This is a genomic window from uncultured Brachyspira sp., from assembly GCF_944390845.1.
GTDB classification, from domain to species: Bacteria; Spirochaetota; Brachyspiria; order Brachyspirales; family Brachyspiraceae; genus Brachyspira; species Brachyspira pulli.
This window is the reverse complement of the sequence record NZ_CALXRM010000071.1, coordinates 1-17831: the sequence shown is the minus strand read 5'-3', so window position 1 is coordinate 17831 and position 17831 is coordinate 1. Positions and strand designations below refer to the sequence as shown.

16 protein-coding genes are annotated in these 17831 nt (G+C 27.5%); 9 read left to right on the top strand and 7 right to left on the bottom strand.

Going from position 1 to position 17831, the window contains the following annotated elements:
- Positions 1–506: 506 nt before the first annotated feature.
- A complete protein-coding gene (locus Q0K52_RS12315) occupies positions 507–1364 on the bottom strand; it encodes a flagellin (protein WP_297299832.1) in 858 nt (285 codons plus the stop codon).
- A gap of 797 nt (positions 1365–2161) precedes the next feature.
- On the opposite strand from Q0K52_RS12315, the gene Q0K52_RS12310 reads away from it, so the two are divergent.
- The 4 genes from Q0K52_RS12310 (at position 2162) to Q0K52_RS12295 (ending at position 5074) form a co-directional block, all read left to right on the top strand.
- Entirely contained in the window at positions 2162–2536 is a 375-nt protein-coding gene (locus tag Q0K52_RS12310; RefSeq protein ID WP_297299830.1) for a PepSY-like domain-containing protein, read from the top strand.
- Positions 2537–2900: 364 nt separating this feature from the next.
- Positions 2901–3278 (top strand): hypothetical protein, encoded by a 378-nt coding sequence (locus tag Q0K52_RS12305; protein ID WP_297299828.1) that lies wholly within the window; start codon positions 2901–2903, stop codon positions 3276–3278.
- Positions 3253–3702, top strand: a complete 450-nt coding sequence (locus Q0K52_RS12300) for a hypothetical protein (protein WP_297299826.1) — start codon at positions 3253–3255, stop codon at positions 3700–3702. Before Q0K52_RS12305 ends, Q0K52_RS12300 begins: the two co-directional genes overlap by 26 nt.
- Positions 3703–3820: 118 nt before the next feature.
- Complete coding sequence (locus Q0K52_RS12295) at positions 3821–5074, top strand: succinylglutamate desuccinylase/aspartoacylase family protein (protein ID WP_297299824.1); 1254 nt, start codon at positions 3821–3823, stop codon at positions 5072–5074.
- A 460-nt stretch (positions 5075–5534) separates the two neighbouring features.
- On the opposite strand, the gene Q0K52_RS12290 is transcribed toward Q0K52_RS12295, so the two are convergent.
- A complete protein-coding gene (locus Q0K52_RS12290) occupies positions 5535–6413 on the bottom strand; it encodes a tetratricopeptide repeat protein (RefSeq protein WP_297299822.1) in 879 nt (292 codons plus the stop codon).
- A gap of 747 nt (positions 6414–7160) precedes the next feature.
- A complete protein-coding gene (locus Q0K52_RS12285; RefSeq protein ID WP_297299819.1) occupies positions 7161–8024 on the bottom strand; it encodes an AAA family ATPase in 864 nt (287 codons plus the stop codon).
- Positions 8025–8179: 155 nt separating this feature from the next.
- Between Q0K52_RS12285 and Q0K52_RS12280 the strand changes: the two genes are divergently transcribed.
- Entirely contained in the window at positions 8180–9229 is a 1050-nt protein-coding gene (locus Q0K52_RS12280; RefSeq protein WP_297299817.1) for an RsiV family protein, read from the top strand.
- Between the two features lie 82 nt (positions 9230–9311).
- Here Q0K52_RS12280 and Q0K52_RS12275 read toward each other — a convergent pair whose 3' ends face one another.
- Together Q0K52_RS12275 and Q0K52_RS12270 are read right to left on the bottom strand one after the other, a co-directional pair.
- Positions 9312–10397, bottom strand: a complete 1086-nt coding sequence (locus Q0K52_RS12275) for an NAD(P)-dependent alcohol dehydrogenase (RefSeq protein WP_297299816.1) — start codon at positions 10395–10397, stop codon at positions 9312–9314.
- A gap of 321 nt (positions 10398–10718) precedes the next feature.
- Entirely contained in the window at positions 10719–12815 is a 2097-nt protein-coding gene (locus Q0K52_RS12270) for a hypothetical protein (RefSeq protein ID WP_297299815.1), read from the bottom strand.
- Positions 12816–13333: 518 nt separating this feature from the next.
- Between Q0K52_RS12270 and Q0K52_RS12265 the strand changes: the two genes are divergently transcribed.
- The 4 genes from Q0K52_RS12265 to Q0K52_RS12250 all read left to right on the top strand — a co-directional run bounded on the left by Q0K52_RS12265 (position 13334) and on the right by Q0K52_RS12250 (position 16136).
- Positions 13334–13933 (top strand): PepSY-like domain-containing protein, encoded by a 600-nt coding sequence (locus Q0K52_RS12265; RefSeq protein WP_297299812.1) that lies wholly within the window; start codon positions 13334–13336, stop codon positions 13931–13933.
- Between the two features lie 49 nt (positions 13934–13982).
- On the top strand, positions 13983–14234 hold the full coding sequence (locus Q0K52_RS12260; protein ID WP_297299810.1) for a PepSY-like domain-containing protein: 252 nt from the start codon (positions 13983–13985) through the stop codon (positions 14232–14234).
- Positions 14235–14445: 211 nt separating this feature from the next.
- Positions 14446–15450 (top strand): Ldh family oxidoreductase, encoded by a 1005-nt coding sequence (locus tag Q0K52_RS12255; RefSeq protein WP_297299808.1) that lies wholly within the window; start codon positions 14446–14448, stop codon positions 15448–15450.
- 17 nt (positions 15451–15467) lie between these two features.
- Positions 15468–16136: a DNA alkylation repair protein gene (locus Q0K52_RS12250; RefSeq protein WP_297299806.1), complete on the top strand. Its 669-nt coding sequence runs from the start codon at positions 15468–15470 to the stop codon at positions 16134–16136.
- A gap of 417 nt (positions 16137–16553) precedes the next feature.
- Here Q0K52_RS12250 and Q0K52_RS12245 read toward each other — a convergent pair whose 3' ends face one another.
- Together Q0K52_RS12245 and Q0K52_RS12240 are read right to left on the bottom strand one after the other, a co-directional pair.
- Complete coding sequence (locus tag Q0K52_RS12245; RefSeq protein ID WP_297299804.1) at positions 16554–17267, bottom strand: hypothetical protein; 714 nt, start codon at positions 17265–17267, stop codon at positions 16554–16556.
- 28 nt (positions 17268–17295) lie between these two features.
- The gene (locus Q0K52_RS12240; protein WP_297299802.1) at positions 17296–17679 is read right to left on the bottom strand and encodes a hypothetical protein; all 384 of its coding nucleotides are present in this window, start codon (positions 17677–17679) and stop codon (positions 17296–17298) included.
- Positions 17680–17831: the final 152 nt, after the last annotated feature.

Here is a 17831-nt window from a genome sequence, read left to right as displayed (position 1 = left end):
TCTAGTAATTTAAATTATAAGGAATACCTTCTTTTTTTAAACTAAAAGTGTGCAATATCTATGGCTCTTAAACATAAAATTTGTTTAAAAGCCCACCCTATTATATTTATTATTTTATTCAAGAATTTTAACTTTATTATCCTTATCGCTTAATCATAAATTTCAGCACCCACCCAAGTCTTTTTTAAATTTATTATTCTATTACCGCACGCAGAATAAAACTAAAAATATAGATTTATTTATAATTCAAATTTTATTATTGTTAAAATTTCATTTACCGTGCGTTAAACAGATTATAAATTTAATCAGCACTTGGGCGGGCATGCTTTTTCTTTTTATTTATTTAATGAAAATAAAATATATAAGTGTAATTAGATAAAAATAGATATAGGGGGGATTCATAAAAAAGCCATAAAAAAATAGCCAGCCCCATTAAAAATAATAATGAGACCAGCTATTTTAAATTAGTTTGCTATAAAACGTACTATAAAAATTTAATCAACCAATTATTGGATCAAACGTAAAGCACCTTGGTTCATAGTATTAGCTTGAGCTAACATAGCTAAATTAGCTTGGCTTAAGATTTGGTCTTTAGCAAATTTAACAGAAGTTTCAGCCATATCAGTATCTCTTATTCTGCTTTCAGAAGCTGCAGTGTTTTCATAAGCGATCATTAAGCCTTGAGCAGTAAGCTCTAATCTGTTTTGATAAGCACCAAGATTAGATCTTTGTTTAGAAACTTTCATTAAAGCTTCATCAACTAAACCTATAGTACTGTTAGCTTTGTCTATAGAAGAAATAGAAATACCAGTACCTTCAGGAGTTTGTAAACCTAAAGCAGCAGCAGTCATAGTTCCGATATAAACTCTTCTTCTTTCGTCCATGTTTGCACCCATATGAAACCACATAGAAGCAACAGGAGCACCACCCTCATTAGGGTTAGCAAATCTACCAGTTAACATGTTAAGAGTATTGAACTGAGCTTGGCTAGCAATACGGTTAACTTCGTCTACTAACTGAGAAACTTCAACTTGAATAAGCATTCTGTCAGCATCAGTATAAATACCGTTAGCAGATTGTACAGCTAATTCACGTATTCTTTGTAATATGTCTTGGCTCTCTTGAAGGTAACCTTCAGTAGTTTGAATGAAAGATATACCGTCTTGAGTATTTCTTTCAGCTTGACGTAAACCACGGATTTGTGTTCTCATTTTTTCAGATACAGCAAGTCCAGAAGCATCGTCTCCAGCTCTGTTGATTCTTAATCCAGAAGATAAAGCAGACATATCTTTAGCAAGATCTACATTTCTGAATTTTAAAGTACGTTGTGCATTTATAGCACTAATGTTATTATTGATGATCATCGTCATCCTCCATGATATTTATTCAAAAAGGCATCCGTGCCTAATTGTCAAAAAAAATATTAAAGAGAATTTATGGTATTCCGACAATCAATAATGACTATATGAAGTTGCCAAAATACCATTAAATCCTATATTAGGAATATAAAACGCCAAAATATATTCCTACAAATTATATGGTATCAACAAAGCAAACAGGGAGTTCAAGACCGCCAAATACTTGAACTCTCATTTTGCTATACCTAAATTCTCGGCCTAATCGGAATAAAGTTTAATTTTATTTAGCATTTTTTTCGATTTTTTATTAAAAAAATTACAAAAAGAACCGGTTACAATACATTTTACACATAAAATTAATAAAAAACTCTATTTTTTTAATTCTATAACAAAAATATTATAACTAAAATCATATAATTCTATCAAAACAATAATAAAAACTATAATTTTATAAAGAAATTGCATCAATTAACTTTATAAAGTTTAATTATAATTAATAAAAAAATTAATTTTTTTAAAAAAAGTTAATAATAAAATTTCAACTAAATACCATATATTTCTAATAATTTCATAGCAGAAACAGTAAATTCTGTAAAATTCACATTAAAACCAAGTATTTTATTTACATTATTTTTACAATTAGTAATATATTTGTAGTATACGTACGATTAAATATATTATATCTCTAGTATTTGTAAAAATATTGTAAATTATTTGTAAATAAATATTGCATAAATACGTCAATCTGCTATAATAATAAATGTAAAGAGAATTTACAAACAACTGATAAAAGGAGATACAGTATGACTAATAACTTAAAACTTTTTATAAGAATAACACCTAGCCAACTACCTCAAAATATTAGAGATTTTTTAGCTGCTAACTACAGCAAGGCAAAAATAGTTTATATCGATAAAATAAGAGATGAATACGAAATAAAATTGAATAACGGTATATACATCAATTTTGATAAAAACGGACATTGGAACTATATAAGCAGCGATGATAAATTATCAGAACAATTGCTTCCAAAAAATTTAGCAAACAAATTAAAAAGCATAATGAAAAAATATAAAAATGCTGATGTATTTGAAATAAGCAAAAGAATAGAGTTCTACAGAATAAAATTAACTAATTCTTTAGAATTATGTATAAGACATAATGGACAGGTATTATAGCATAATTAGTTATATTTGTATCTCTTTTTTAGTCTTTTTATATTATTGGCTTGAAATTCTTGATGGATTTCAAGCCTTTTTTAATATTTAAATTTTTAAATATTAAAAGTTTTATGATGAATCTATACAAAAAATATTCATTTTGTAAATAATAAATATACAACTTTATATATTTTTTATAAAATACGCCATATTGTAAAGTCTAATTACTTAATAAGAATTATTATCAAATAAAAATGATTGATTATTTTTTATATTATGATACTATTATACAATAATAAATAAGGATAAAACAATATGATAAAGAAAACAATATATATTATTATAATTGCATCTTTACTATTAATATCAAGCTGCGGTAAAAATGCAAATCAGACAACTTCCCCCTATTCAATCAGAACCAATTAAACCAGTTGAAAGTGAATACACAGTAAAAGGATTAGATCCTAAATACAATGCAACTTGGCAATTTTTTAATGCTGACAGTACAGGAAATAATGGAGTTGATGTTGTTATAAAAGATGGAGAAATAAGCGGTTTAGTAGTATCAAATAAAACAACAAAAGTAACTTTTACTAAAGATGATATTTATAGTATAAAAGATGAAAATAAAAATAAATATTATGACAGATACTATGGATATATATTAAGTTCTTCTGACTGGGTTGGAGAAATACAATTTCCTACTGATGAATATGAAACTGTAGGATATATCTATGCAAAAAGTAAAAAAAAATTCTGATATGATAGTTGGCATACTTGATAAAGCTCCTGGACCTAGAGAAGGAATAGACAAAGGATTTTATGGAAAAAGAAGCCGCACAGATAATGGAATAAAGAAAACAGTAGATATACAAGAAGATTTTGTAACATATTCTGAAAATGGTGTAGAAAAAGTAAAAATACCTTCAAAATTCTTTGACTTATCTAAGGGAGAAGGATTTTACGGATATAGCATAATGCTTGGTCTTCTATATTCCGGCGTATCTATAAATGTACATAATTCAAAAGATGTAAGTATATTACCTAGTGTATACTTTGAATATATTGATGATAATTATTACCTTAATATACAATTAAGAGATGATGGTGTGCCAATTTCAGCAAAATATGATAAAAAAGAAACTATAATATCTCAAGGCGATCTCCTATATGCCAAAGAGTAACTAAGCCATTATTTATCAACCATAAATTTATAAGATGTTTTAAATAAAGTTTTTATTTAAAGCATCTTTATTTTTTAACGATAACTTAAAATGATATATTTTATTTTATGGTTTTTTTATGATAAATTTAAAAAAAATTGCTTTTATATTTTCAGTAATTATTGCCTTTAATAGTTTGTTATTTGCTAACAATTTTAAGGTAATTTCAAGACAAGGCGAAGCATCTGTAATAGTTAATGAAGAACATGCAAACATAGATGTAAAAAAAAGTTTCCCTGATGATTATTTCTCTATATCAACAAAGGAATCATCATATTTAGTAATAGACAATGGAGAAAAATCTATTATATTAATGCCTAATTCTAAAATTACTTATGAAAGCAATAGATTTACACTTCATAATGGATATATTTATATAAAAACAAAACATAATGATGATGTTCAAATGACTATTGCAAAAGATAATAATGCCTACAATTTCAAAGGAAAATCTTTTGCTATTGTAGCTTATGATGATGAAATATCTGCTATTACTTATAATAACGCTGTAAAAATTACACCTGAAACATCTTTAGGTGTTAGTTATTATTTAGAGCCTCATCACAAAACATCAATACTCCCAATATTAAATGGGCCATACAAAACAACTGAAAATGAAAAAACATTAATAGAAAGTGTATCAAGACAATTAGAGATGGAAGTTGCCAGTCATTTAAACGAAGATATAGAAAGATATAATTTCAAAATAATGGAAGGCACAAAAAATGAAACAACCATATACAGAGTAGTACACCCAGAAAAAGGACCGAATGTATTTTTAATAGTTCCTCATGGAAGTGAGAGAGTTGGTACTGATGTTGCTATGGAAAGAATAAATATGCCTATAAAAAAAGGAAGTCTTACTATAGTGCCTATTGCTGTACCAGAAGCATACAGAAAAAATACTAGGGCTATAGAAGGTCAGGATATTAATAATAGATTCTTCGATAAAAAAATATCAAGAACCGATACTGATAAATTGGCAAAAAAGTATATGGAAATGCTCGATGAATACAATATAGATGTTGTTCTTACTTTGCATGAAGGTAACGGATTTAAAGAATTCTTTGGAGATTCCATTATATATGACACTAGAAAATTAGACGATAAAGTAGTTAAAGTACTTAATAATATAAACTCAAGAATAGAACCTATGAAGTTTAAATTCAAACAAATGTACTATCCTATGCCTACAACTATAACTTATTATGCCACAAAAAAGAATATAGAGGCATTTGGAATAGAATTAACTAGAAATTTAGACTATGACAAAAAAAGAATAATAATGCATACCATATTAAGTGAATTTTTTAAAATATATGAAATGGAATAAAAATTTTATAAATATATTATAAAATTTCAACGCACGCAGAGTAAAGCCAAAAATACAGATTTATTTGTAATTCAAATTTTATTATATTGTTAATTTTGTTTGCCGTGCGTTAAATAAAGTTTTAAAATTTAAACAAAATTTGGGCGGGTGCTGGAATTTATAATTAAGCCGTAAAAATAATTCATGTTATAATTTAAAATAAAGCAGTAAATTTTAAAGGGCGGGATATCTAAATAAAGTTTTAAAGCTTAATTACATTTGCCCACCCTTTATTCTTTATTGATGCAATTTTATATTATTGCTCTTAATTTCTTTTAAGTCTAAACTGTATTATTAACACCCACCCAAGATTTTTTAAATTTATAATCCATTCACCGCACGGAGAATAAATCTAAAAATACAGATTTATTTGTAATTCAAATTTTATTATATTGTTAATTTTGTTTGCCGTGCGTAAAGTTCATTTCAATCCATATTTATCTTGAATATTTTTTATATTTTCTTTAGCTGTATTATTGTTAGGATTTAATTCTAAAGCCTTTTTAAAATCTTGTAATGCCTCCTTATACTTACCTAATTTTTCTTTAGCAAATCCTATATTATTATAAACATCGCTATAATTAGGGTTTAACTCTATAGATTTATCATAATCTTTTATAGCTTCTTCATACTCTCCTAAATTAGATTTAGCATTTCCTCTGTTATAATAAGAATCAATATCATTAGGATTTAATTCTACAGCTTTATTATAATCTTTTATAGCTTCTTCATACTCTCCTAAATTAGATTTAGCATTTCCTATATTATAATAAATAGTAGCATTATTAATATCTAACTCTATAGCCTTATCATAATCTTTAATAGCTTCCTCATATTCTCCTAAAGCAGATTTAGAAATCCCTCTATTATTATAAGCAATACTATCATTAGGATCCAATTCTATTGCTTTATCATAGTCTTTTACTGCTTCTTCAGATTGTCCTAAATTATATTTAGCAAAACCTCTATTATAATAAGACATACTATTATGAGAATCTAACTCTATAGCTTCATCATAATATTTAATAGCCTCTTCATATTGTTCTAAAGCAGAATGTACATTACCTAATAACAAATAACTTTCAGCATTATTTTTGTCTAGTTCTAAAGATTTATATGCATCATTTTTTGCTTCTTCATGCTGTTTTAAGGCATTTTTTGTTCTGCCTCTAGCACTATAATATTTTGACGTACTATTATCAAGTTCTATTGCTTTATCAAAAGATTCTACAGCTTCTTTGTATTTTCTCTCTTTATGATAATTAATACCTTCTTCATAATATTTATCTGATGATGACATATTTTACCTCAAATAATTTTTTATTATAAAAATATTATATTTCGTTTTTTGGTATTTTCAAGCTGCGAGTATTTAATACTAATAAAAATTTACTTTTTTGGCGAAAATACATTAAATAAATTCTCAAGCTAATAAGCACTTGGGCGGGGGCTAACAAATTCTAATTAAGCCATAAATATAATTAATATTATATTTAAAATAAAGCAATAAATTTTAAAGGGCGGGGTATGTAAATAAAGTTTTAAAGCTTAAATTACATTTCCCCACCCTTTATCTTTATTGATGCAATTTTATATTATTGTCTTTTATTTCTTTGAAGTTTAAACAGAATTTCTAACAACCCACCCAAGATTTTTTTAAATTTATAATGCATTCACCGCACGTTAAGTAAAGCTAAAAATATAGATTTATTTGTAATTCAAATTTTTATTATATTATTAATTTAGTTTACCGTGCGTTAAATAAATGTATATACCTAAACAACTATATTTTGTCAATTTTAGTTTTTTCAATTTTATTGCTTGTGGTGGCTTTGCCCCCACACCCCCAGTTCTTTTGTTGGCACAAAGAACCAAAAAGACTGCATTTTTAGGCTATATCCTATATTTAATAGGCATGTTTTTAATATAAAGTTCTAGCAATTGCGTTTTTTGCTACTTTTTTGTGCGGCAAAAAAGTTGATAATATTACATAATGTGCAGTAGTCGGCAAAATGAAATCGTTTCAGTATATATTAACTTTATGTAATTATCTTGTACTAGCGTTATCATCTCTTTCATCTATATTAAGACTGAGTATTCTAAGACCTTCAGTACCCAAAACAGATTTTAAAGCTATAAGGAAAGCTGTATCTCTGCTTGAGGCAATATTACTTTTATATAGCTTCATAGCATATCTAGCCATATTGATTCCGTCTCTTACAGAAAAAGATGCATTATGTATATGAGATTTTTGTAAGAATCCAACAGTAATTTTTAATATTTCATCATCAGCAAAAGGAAGATTCATTTTTAATATATCATATTCTTCTTTAACATCAGGGAAAGGCAATTCTATAGTAGGCTGTAAACGTGAATGTATATATTCAGGAAGCTCAAATGTACTAGCATCATCATTCATAGTAACTATAATTCTAAAATCAGGGTGAGCCTTTATTTTTATACCAGCTATAACACTTTCAACATATCTTCTGTCATCAAGCAAAGGAGCAAGAGAAGCCCAAGTTTTTTCGCTCATTCTGTTTCCTTCATCTAGTATAGCAACCCCACCTTTAATCATAGCAGTAACCAAACTTGAAGCATGATAGCTTATTTTATTGTTTTCTGATATAACAGGAATTACTATCAAGTCTTCAGGCCTTGTGTCTACAGTACATTGAAATATATAAACATCTCTGTTAAGAAGTTCTTTAGCTACATAGTATGATAATGTAGTTTTACCTGCTCCGGGCTTTCCTACGATTCTAGGGTTTAGAGGTATATCATCTTCTGAAATTATATGCCAAGAGGCCATTATTTGTCTAACTAAATCATTCTGTCCTGTCCATTTTATATTTAAATTATCTGGGTGTGATAATGTAAGTTCAACATTTTCTATTTGTACTTTGTCCATTTTAGCCTCTTATTTTAGAAAAAATTATATTATTTAATGATATTATTAATCCAATAAAAAGTCAATTATTTATAATAATTTTAATAATTATATATTGATTATTTAACTTTAATTTATATATTAATATGTTGTAAACAAAAAATAAAGGTCATTTTATGTCAAAAAAAATCATATATATATTAATATCAATAATTTTTATTATTTCCTGCAATAATAAAAACACTGCTAGTACATCAGAAAATAAAAAGGGTTCTGAAGTAGAAGAATCTAAATTTTATTTACTTAAAGGAAATATTTCCGGAGAAGAAGCCTCAATGTATTTATACGTTAACGAAAAGAAAAATACATTAAGCGGATATTATTATACCAAAGATAAAAAATCTATGATAACAGGAAATATTAACAATAATAAATTAAATCTAAGTGAAGCAGATGAAAATAATAATATACATGCTAGTATAGTTGGATCTTTAAGTGATGATATAGTTTTTAGTGCTGAAATAAGATACGAAGAAAGTAATGAGGTTAAAGATATGGAGTTTTCTTTAAATAGAAACCTTCCAGTATACTATGCTGATATATCAGATTATTATAGAAATGAAAGTATAAGTAATTCAATATTTTCTTATCATAGAACATTAATTTTGTTTGATAAAAATAATAAAATAGATTCTTTGGATATGGAAGAATCTTTGAATTATATAAAAGAAGAATGTGATAATTATTATCATGAATGGAAAAGTATATTAGCAGATGGAGTTTCTTCAAATATAACTTATGAAATAGATAATACAGTAAATGTCGGTTATATAGATGAAAGAGTAATAGCACTTGATAATTACTCTTCAATGTATACAGGCGGGGCTCATAGAAGTACAGCCAATCTTCAAGAGGTATTTTCTTTGGAAGATTCAAATCTTATAACTATAAGAGATTTAATTTCTGATTTTAATGATAATAATTTAATATCAATAATGAGAGAAAAAATATTAATGACAGGAAGTACAAAAGAAGATTATTTTGATTTTAATTCTATTACTATGGAAAATTCAACATATAGAATACTTCCAAATTCCATTAATTTTATATGGCAGCCTTATGATATAGCACCTTATTCTACAGGAACAACGGAAATAAGCTTTAGTTTTGAAGAATTAAAGCCATTTGTAAAAGAAGGCTCTCCATTATCATATTTATTTTTATAAATGAATTATTAATTAGGTAATAAAAAAATAGGCATCAGAAAATTATTCTCCGATGCCTTTTTTATTGACAAGAATTTTATTATTATAATGTTTTCATATCTATTACATATCTAAATTTAGCCTGACCAGATGTAAGTTTTTGATATGCTTCATCTATTTGGTTAGCTGAAATAATTTCTGTTTCAGGATAAATTTTATGTTTTAATGAGAAATCCAACATCTCTTGAGTTTCTTTAATACCGCCGATCATAGAACCATAAACTTTTTTACCGCCGGCAAATATTAATCTTGCTAAATCTATGCTTTGTTTTAATTCAGCAGGAGGAAGTCCTACTATAGCCATTTCACCGCCGTATTTAAGAAGCTCAACATAACTATTAATATCATAACCAGTAGGAATTGTAGATATTATTAAATCGAAGCGTACAGGAACATCTTTTGTAGAAGTAAATAAATCTTTAGCTCCCATTTCTAAAGCTTCTTTTTTCTTTTTATCGTTTCTAGCAAATACATAAACTTGAGCACCCATATTAACAGCATATTTTACAGCCATAGAACCAAGTCCGCCGAAACCAGCAACACCTACTATGTCCCCTTCTTTTACTCCGGAAAATTTTAAAGGCGAATAAGTTGTAATTCCAGCACATAAAAGAGGTGCCACTTTTTCCATTGGAGCATCTTTTGGTACAGTAATAGCAAATTTTTCACTTACTACTATATTGTTAGAATATCCGCCGTAAGTAGGTTCATCATTATGGAAATGGTCTTTACAGTCATAAGTAAGTACTGTTTGTCCTCTTTCACAGAATTGTTCATGACTTCTTTTACAAGCTTCGCATTCTCCGCAAGAGTTAACCATACAGCCAACGCCTGCATAATCTCCGATTTTAAATTTAGTAACATTCTTTCCAACAGCTACTACCTTTCCTGCAATTTCATGACCAGGAACCATAGGATATATTCCTTCATGCCATTCGCTTCTTGCAGAGTGTATATCACTATGACATATACCAGCATACATTATTTCTATAAGTATATCATTATCTCCCATAGAATGTCTTGAAAATTCAAATGGTTTGAATGTGTCTGTTTTACTATGAACAGCATAGCCTTTTGCATTGATTCTCTGTCCTGAATTAGCTTCTTCCAAATTTTTATCTAATAGCATATATATATAACTCCTTGTTATTAAATATCTTGTATTATAACATTGAAGTGCACTCCAATGTCAATATGTATTTGATTTTTTTAATAAAAAATTATTATAATTTTTAGTATAGACTGCCGCAATTTAATTTGAATAATTAATGAAGTTTAATATTTTCATATTGATTTATGTCAATGTAGTATACTTAAATAGATTTATGGTATTGTAAAACATAATTTAATTTTTTATAAAGCAAAAAATTTTTGTATAAATTTATTATATAAATAAAAAGGCTGCCCGCTTATAAAAGCAGACAGCCATAATTTTTATTTAAATATTAAATTAATTTCCTGCAACATTTTTTATTAATTTAACATAAAGATCTATTCTTTCTGAAACATAAGTAGTATAAGCACCTTTTGTTTGATAGGAAACATCTACATAAAGTTTATATATCTGAGTTGAATCTTTTTGTATATTACTATTATTTACTATATAGTTAAGAACTTCTGAAGGTTTAATGGTTAATGTTGGTTTCATATCAGGTGTAAAATTTTGTTGGTTTTCAAATATATATCTAAAGTCAATATTAACATCAAGATTCCAAGCATCATCAATACCTTCAGCTGTGTGAAAATACGTAGGATATATTGATAGAATAGTAGAATTTTCAGGTAAATTTATTATATCATATTCTACTGAAGGAGGTGCTGTAATTCCATCACCAATATTTACATCTAAAGGATTTGATGAATCTGCCCCTTTGCCATTTACAGATATAGTGCCTAACCAAGCACTTTGAGGTATTACTTTTATTTCAAAGTAGTAATTTTCATATTCTTGTTGTAATAATGACATTAAATCTTTAGAAAATACTACATTTTCTGCTGGTGTTACTTTTACTTTTAATTTACCCTCATTAATATTTCCAGTGTTAGGAGCAGTAGAGTAATCCCATCTTATATTATCATATTCAACAATAATTTTATCTTTGCTTGCATTATATAAAGTCTCTTGTATTTCTTTTAATACTCCGTATGGTGTACCTACTTTTTGTGCTCTTAAAGTTAAAGAAGTAACACTAATTTCTTTATCATATCCAGCAATATTTATGCTATCTAACCAGTTTTTAAACTCTGTATAAGATATTTCAGGTAAGCTTTTACCTTTTTGAACATTAATTGTAAGTTCAAGTCCTTCTTTTGGATTATAACCTTCAGCAATTGCAGTAAATGTTACTTTAAACTGAGCAGTTTCTCCATCTTTTAGAGTATTATGAATTAAAGTTACAGCTTCTCCCTCAATAAATACATGACTTACATTTTCTGGAGGATAATAAGATCCATAAACATAATTACCTATATCTTGAGAAGGTATATTTACGGTAGTACCAGATAATTGCTCTATTTTTGTAGCCTCTAATCCCAAATAAGGAGCATCTGTATTTATTGTTATTTTATCTCCTATACTATTACCGCTATTGTCAGTTATAATTGTAGGATTGCCGCTTATACTTACATTTAAATCTCTTAAATTAAAGATAGGATTTTTAGAATTTTGTCCCTGAACTGTTAATTTAAGAGTATAACTTTTTGAGTATACTAATACTTTATCTCCTGAAACAGTTTCAAATTCCACATCAAATGTATCATCACCATTAGGTGAAATATATGATATTTTTAAATAAGATGTTTGAGAATCTGCTTTTAATACAGTTTCTACAAATTGTATTAAATCTGTTTTTGCACCGCTATTGTTATCAACAGTTAATGTAGTTTCATAATAGTAATCATATTGAGTTTCAGGTGCTTTAGTTAAAGTTAAGTTTTTAAAGTCAAAATTTAATCCCAAGTTTATATTACCGACTTTATGAAGAGATTCTTCTATATCTTCTTTTGTTATTGTAGGTGTTTCAGCCCATTTAGCATTTGCATTTATTTTTAATGTGAAACCGTCTTTAAAGTCTGGATCTGTTACAGGATTTCCTGTTTCTTTATCTGTAAAAGTTATTTTTACTTCTAATGCATCGCTGTTTGCATTTTGAGGATTTCCATTTCCGTCTGAAGGTGTGCTTCCAGATGTACTAATTCTTAAATCATATTTAAAATTTTCAAAAGTATTAAACAATTTTGAAGATATATAACTATCTAAACCTCTTAAATTACCGCTTTTGCTGCCATTCATTGGTTCTACTGTAAGTATTTTGCCTGTAGCATCTTCTTTAATTGTTCTAAAATCCCATTGCTGCTCACCTGCTTTAACTATACCTATAGTTTTTAATTGTTCTACAAAAGAGCTTGGTGTAGGCTGAGGTGTTGTTCCGCCTCCATTTCCGCCTCCATTTCCGCCTCCATTAGGATCTGTTGGTGATTTACTACAGCTTACAGCAAATAAAGTTATTGCTGCTGCTATAATAATGCCGTTAAAAAACTTTTTCATTTTGTTACTCCTTTTAATTAGATATAATTAAACTTATAATTATTTTGCAATAGCAAAAATAGCTTATAAGGTAATAAGCGATTGTATTTGATAGAAATTTTGAAAATTGATTTTTTAGTAGAGATAAAAAAATTATATAATATTAGCGATGCGATGCGATGCGATGCGATGCGATGCGATGCGATGCGATGCGATGCGATGCGATGCGATTATATCAAACATTTTTTTACCTTCCATTAATTATCATAAAATCATATAGCAAACATACTAAATGTCAATATTTAATATATATTTTTCTAAATATAATTGCAAAATTATTAAAAAATTTTTAATTTTTTGATAACTTTCTTTAAGATAATTTTTACTAATAAAATAAATATAAAAAACTGTAAAATTTTAGTAAAAAAACAGTAAATTTAATTGACATTATTCTGTAAATATACTATAATATAATTGTAAAGATAATTTACTTACTATGTAGATAAGCTTTACATTCATTTTATAAAAAGGAGAGTGTTATGACTACTATAAAAAAAGCATTATCAATTATTTTTGTTTTAGGAATTTGTACAGGTTCATTATTTGCTCAGTATGACGGTTATTATGATAATCAGCAAGGAGGTTATCAAGATCCTTATGGCCAACAAGGACAACAAGGCGGATATGATCCTTATGGTCAGCCTCAAGTACAAGATCCTCAGCAAAATTATCAAGATCCTTATGCACAGCCTCCAGCTCAGCAAGGACAGCAATATGGATACGGCGTACAATTATCTTCTATACCTCAGAATGCTCAGAACTTTATAAAACAACATTTCCCTAATATAAAAGTTACTTTCATTGAAAGAGATTGGGAAGATATAGAAGTATATTTAGAAAATGGAACTCAAATAGATTTCTTCCCTAATGGTGATTGGAAAGAAGTTAAATGCTATGGTAATATGCCTGCTACTATATTGCCTGCTAATGTTATGAATACAATAAGAAGAACTTATCCTAATGCTGCTATAGTGAAAATAGAAAAACAGTTCACTATATTTGAAATAAAATTAAACAACATGATGGAATTATATGTTGATAATAATGGTCAGTTATTAGGTCAAAAATGGGACGATTAATTAAATAATTATAAATAAAAAAATAAAATATTAATTAAAAGGAGAAAATATGAAAAAAATACTTTGTTTATTAGTAGCTTTGACAGTTTTAAGTACTTCAGCTTTATTTGCTGATTGGTATGTACCTCTAAATCAAGTACCTCAAGCAGTATTAACAACAGCAAGACAGACTTATCCGCAGGCTCAAATTTGGGCTGTAGAAATGGAACATTACAATGTATATAAAGTAAAATTGGATAATATGATGGAATTATACATTGATAAATCCGGACAGTTATTAGGTCAGGAATTTGATGATTGATAAATGACTTTGAAAGCTCTTATAAATTGAAGGAGGTATATTTATACCTCCTTTTTTATTTTCTTCGTTTTTCTTTACAACATACACATAAAATAAAAACCATACAATTAATACAAAATACAAAAAATAAAATATATAATCAAAGTTATTGACTTTATATCTATAATTATGTAAACTATATTATGTTTACTATAATATAAAGGTTTTGTATATGGTTAAAGTGAAAGTAAATGATTTAATGCAAAAAGTATATGATAAATTCAAAGCAGCAGGTGTATCAAATGAACAGGCTTCTATTGTAACAGATTTATTAATTTACGCTGATCTAAGAGGCATACATTCTCATGGAGTTTTAAGAGTTGAACATTATATAGAAAGAATAAAAGCGGGCGGAATAAATTTAAATTCAAAATTCAATATAGAAGAAAAAAGACCTTCTTTTGCATTAATGGATGCTGACGGCGGATTCGGACATGTAGCTAGTCAGTATGCTATGGAATGGGCTTTAGAAACAGTTGAAAAACAGGGGATTGCTTTAATAGGAATAAAAAATAATAGTCATGCAGGTGCTTTAGGCTATTATAATAAAATGGCTATACATCAAAATAAGGTTTCTTTAATAATGGTTAATACTGATCCTTGTGTTATACCTTTTGGCGGAAAGAGATCATTTTTCGGAACCAATCCTATAAGCTACGGCTTCCCTGGCAAAAAAGATTTTATACTTGGAGATATGGCGACAAGCGAGGTATCTCTCGGACGCATATTTACAGCACGTGAAAATAATGAAACAGTTCCTATGCATTGGGGGGTTGATGAGAATGGTAATCCAAGCAGTGATCCTAATGAAATAAGGTATGTTGTTCCTTTTGGAGGAGTTAAAGGGTACTTAATAATGACTATGGTAGAAGCTTTCACTGGGCTTTTAATAGGACAAGCATACTGCAATAATTTAGTAAAAATGTATGGTGATATGGACAAAAAGAGAAATCTTTCTACATTTATGCTTGTTGTTGATCCTGCTGTTTATAATGATTTGGATACCTATTTAAACACTGTTCAGTCATTTATTGATGATATAAGAAAAGAACCTGCTTTAAAAGAAGGTAAAACTATATCAATTCCAGGAGAGAGAAAAGAAGCTTGTTCTTTTGATTATTTAAAAAATGGAATACCTTTATCTGAACATGTTTATAAGTATATTTTTGATAAATAATTTTAAGGTTTCATTGAATGATCGACTTATATACTATTCTTTCAGAAGAATTTGAAAAATTAAGAAATAAAAAAGAAGCCGTTTTCATGGCTAAGTACATGAAAAATAATTTTGAGTTTTTGGGTATTCATTCAAAAGAGAGAAAGGAAGCTGAGAAAAAAGTATTTAAAACAATTCCAAAAGAAGAAAAAGAAGTTATTGATTTCAACTTCACTGATAAATGCTATGATAATAAATACAGAGAATTTCAATATGCTGCTGTAGATTATCTAATTTTAAAAAAGAAATATTTAAATAAAAGTAATATAGAAAAATTAAAAGAGTATGCTCTTACAAAATCTTGGTGGGATAGTATAGATTTTTTGGATAGGATAATCGGCGATATTGCTTTAAGAGATGAAACTGTTAATGATATACTTTTAGAATGGTCTTTATCTGATAATATCTGGCTTAGGAGAATAGCTATAGATCATCAGCTTTTAAGGAAAGATAAAACTAATACCGAATTATTAGAAAAAATTATAATAAACAATTTAAACAATAAAGAGTTTTTCATAAACAAAGCAATAGGCTGGTCTTTAAGGGATTATAGTAAAACTAATCCTGATTGGGTTCGTGATTTTATAGAAAGGCATAAAGGAAATATGGCTAATCTCAGCATCAAAGAAGCAAGCAAATATATTTAATTATTATTGTTGCTAGTGATAAACTCATAATTATAAATTTCAGTATCCGCCCAAGTGGTAATTAGATTTAAAAATTATTTAACGCACGGTAAACAAAATTAACAATATAATAAAATTTGAATTACAAATTAATCTATATATTTAGCTTTACTCAGCGTGCGGTTAATACATTATAAATTTAAATAAAACTTGGGTGGGCGTTAACAATTTCTTTTAAACTTACAAGAACTTAAAAGCAATAATTGTAAATTGTATTAATAAAGATAAAGGGTGGGCAAATGTAATTAAGCTTTAAAACTTTATTTACATACCCCGCCCTTTAAAGTTTATTGCTTTATTTTGAATTATAATATTGATTTTCTTTATAGATTAATCAGAAATTCTAGCACCCGCCCAAGTGTTGATTAGATTTAAAAATTATCTTCTTCTAGTTGATGAGCGTCTGAAAGTGGATTTTTTTCTTGTTGAACTTCCTGAACCAGATTTAAATAATGTACGTCTTTTACTTGTACTATTATTATCATTTACAGTTGTTTTTTTAGAAGAACTTCCGCTAAAAAGACCTCCCGAACCTGTACTGCTATTACCTGAAGTTGTCTTTTTAGAAGAATTCCTGTTGAAAAGACCTCCGCCGCTTCTTCTAGCAGTTGTATATCTGTCATCATAATAATCTCTGTCAATAGTTCTTCTGTTATTATAAGTATCATAATAAACAGGTCTTCTGCTATCCATCATCTCCATAAGCATCCAATATGAGAAAAAACTATTTCCATATCCTGTTCTATATACTACCTTCTCTGCTTTTTCTGGAGCAATTTCATCTATCATATTAGTATATTTAGCAAAAGAATTTGTAGGTACTGGAACACTAAATTCATATTTACCAGCATCAAACATCATAGGCCCTATTTGAGACATAGAAGTATTAACTATAACATCATTATTATCTAAGAATTGTGTAATTAAGAATATATTCTCTGATTGTCTTCCGGATTTTTTAGCCTCAACTACTACTTTAATGTTATTGTCTTCTTTGCTTGAAGATACAACCTCAAAAGATGATTTTACTGATCTGCTACATGAAGCAAAAAATATAAAATTCAACAATAATAATACATAAACCTTTTTCATAATTTTCCTCCTTTTTTATTACACAATATTACTTAGTCCATATCAATATAAGAAGTTTTTTTATACTGATTTCCAATTCCATAAAGTTACTAGATAACTTTCCTCTTTCAGTGTTTACTAATAATTTTTGATATAATATCTCATTGAGTAAATAAACTAAGAAATCTTCCACACTAGAATAAACATCTCCTGCACTCTCTGAACTATAGAAAACTATGCCTTTAGATTCTCTTAATTCATTTTCTACAGCATTTCTAACTTTCAATTTTTCGCTTTCATCTAAATCGGATATATGCCTTTCAAAATCCAATTCATTTTCTATAAGCTCGAATTGAAAATCATCATCATATAAAGCCCTTAACTCTGTAGACTTTATTAAGTCATAATATTTTTTTACTTCATCTAATAACATAATATAAACCTCCATTATTTATTTTTTTATTATATATTTTGATGAATCATTGTCAATATTATTATAAATCATGAAATGTTTAAGAGCCATAGATATTGCACACTTTTAGTTTAAAAAAAGAAGGTATTCCTTATAATTTAAATTGCTAGAAA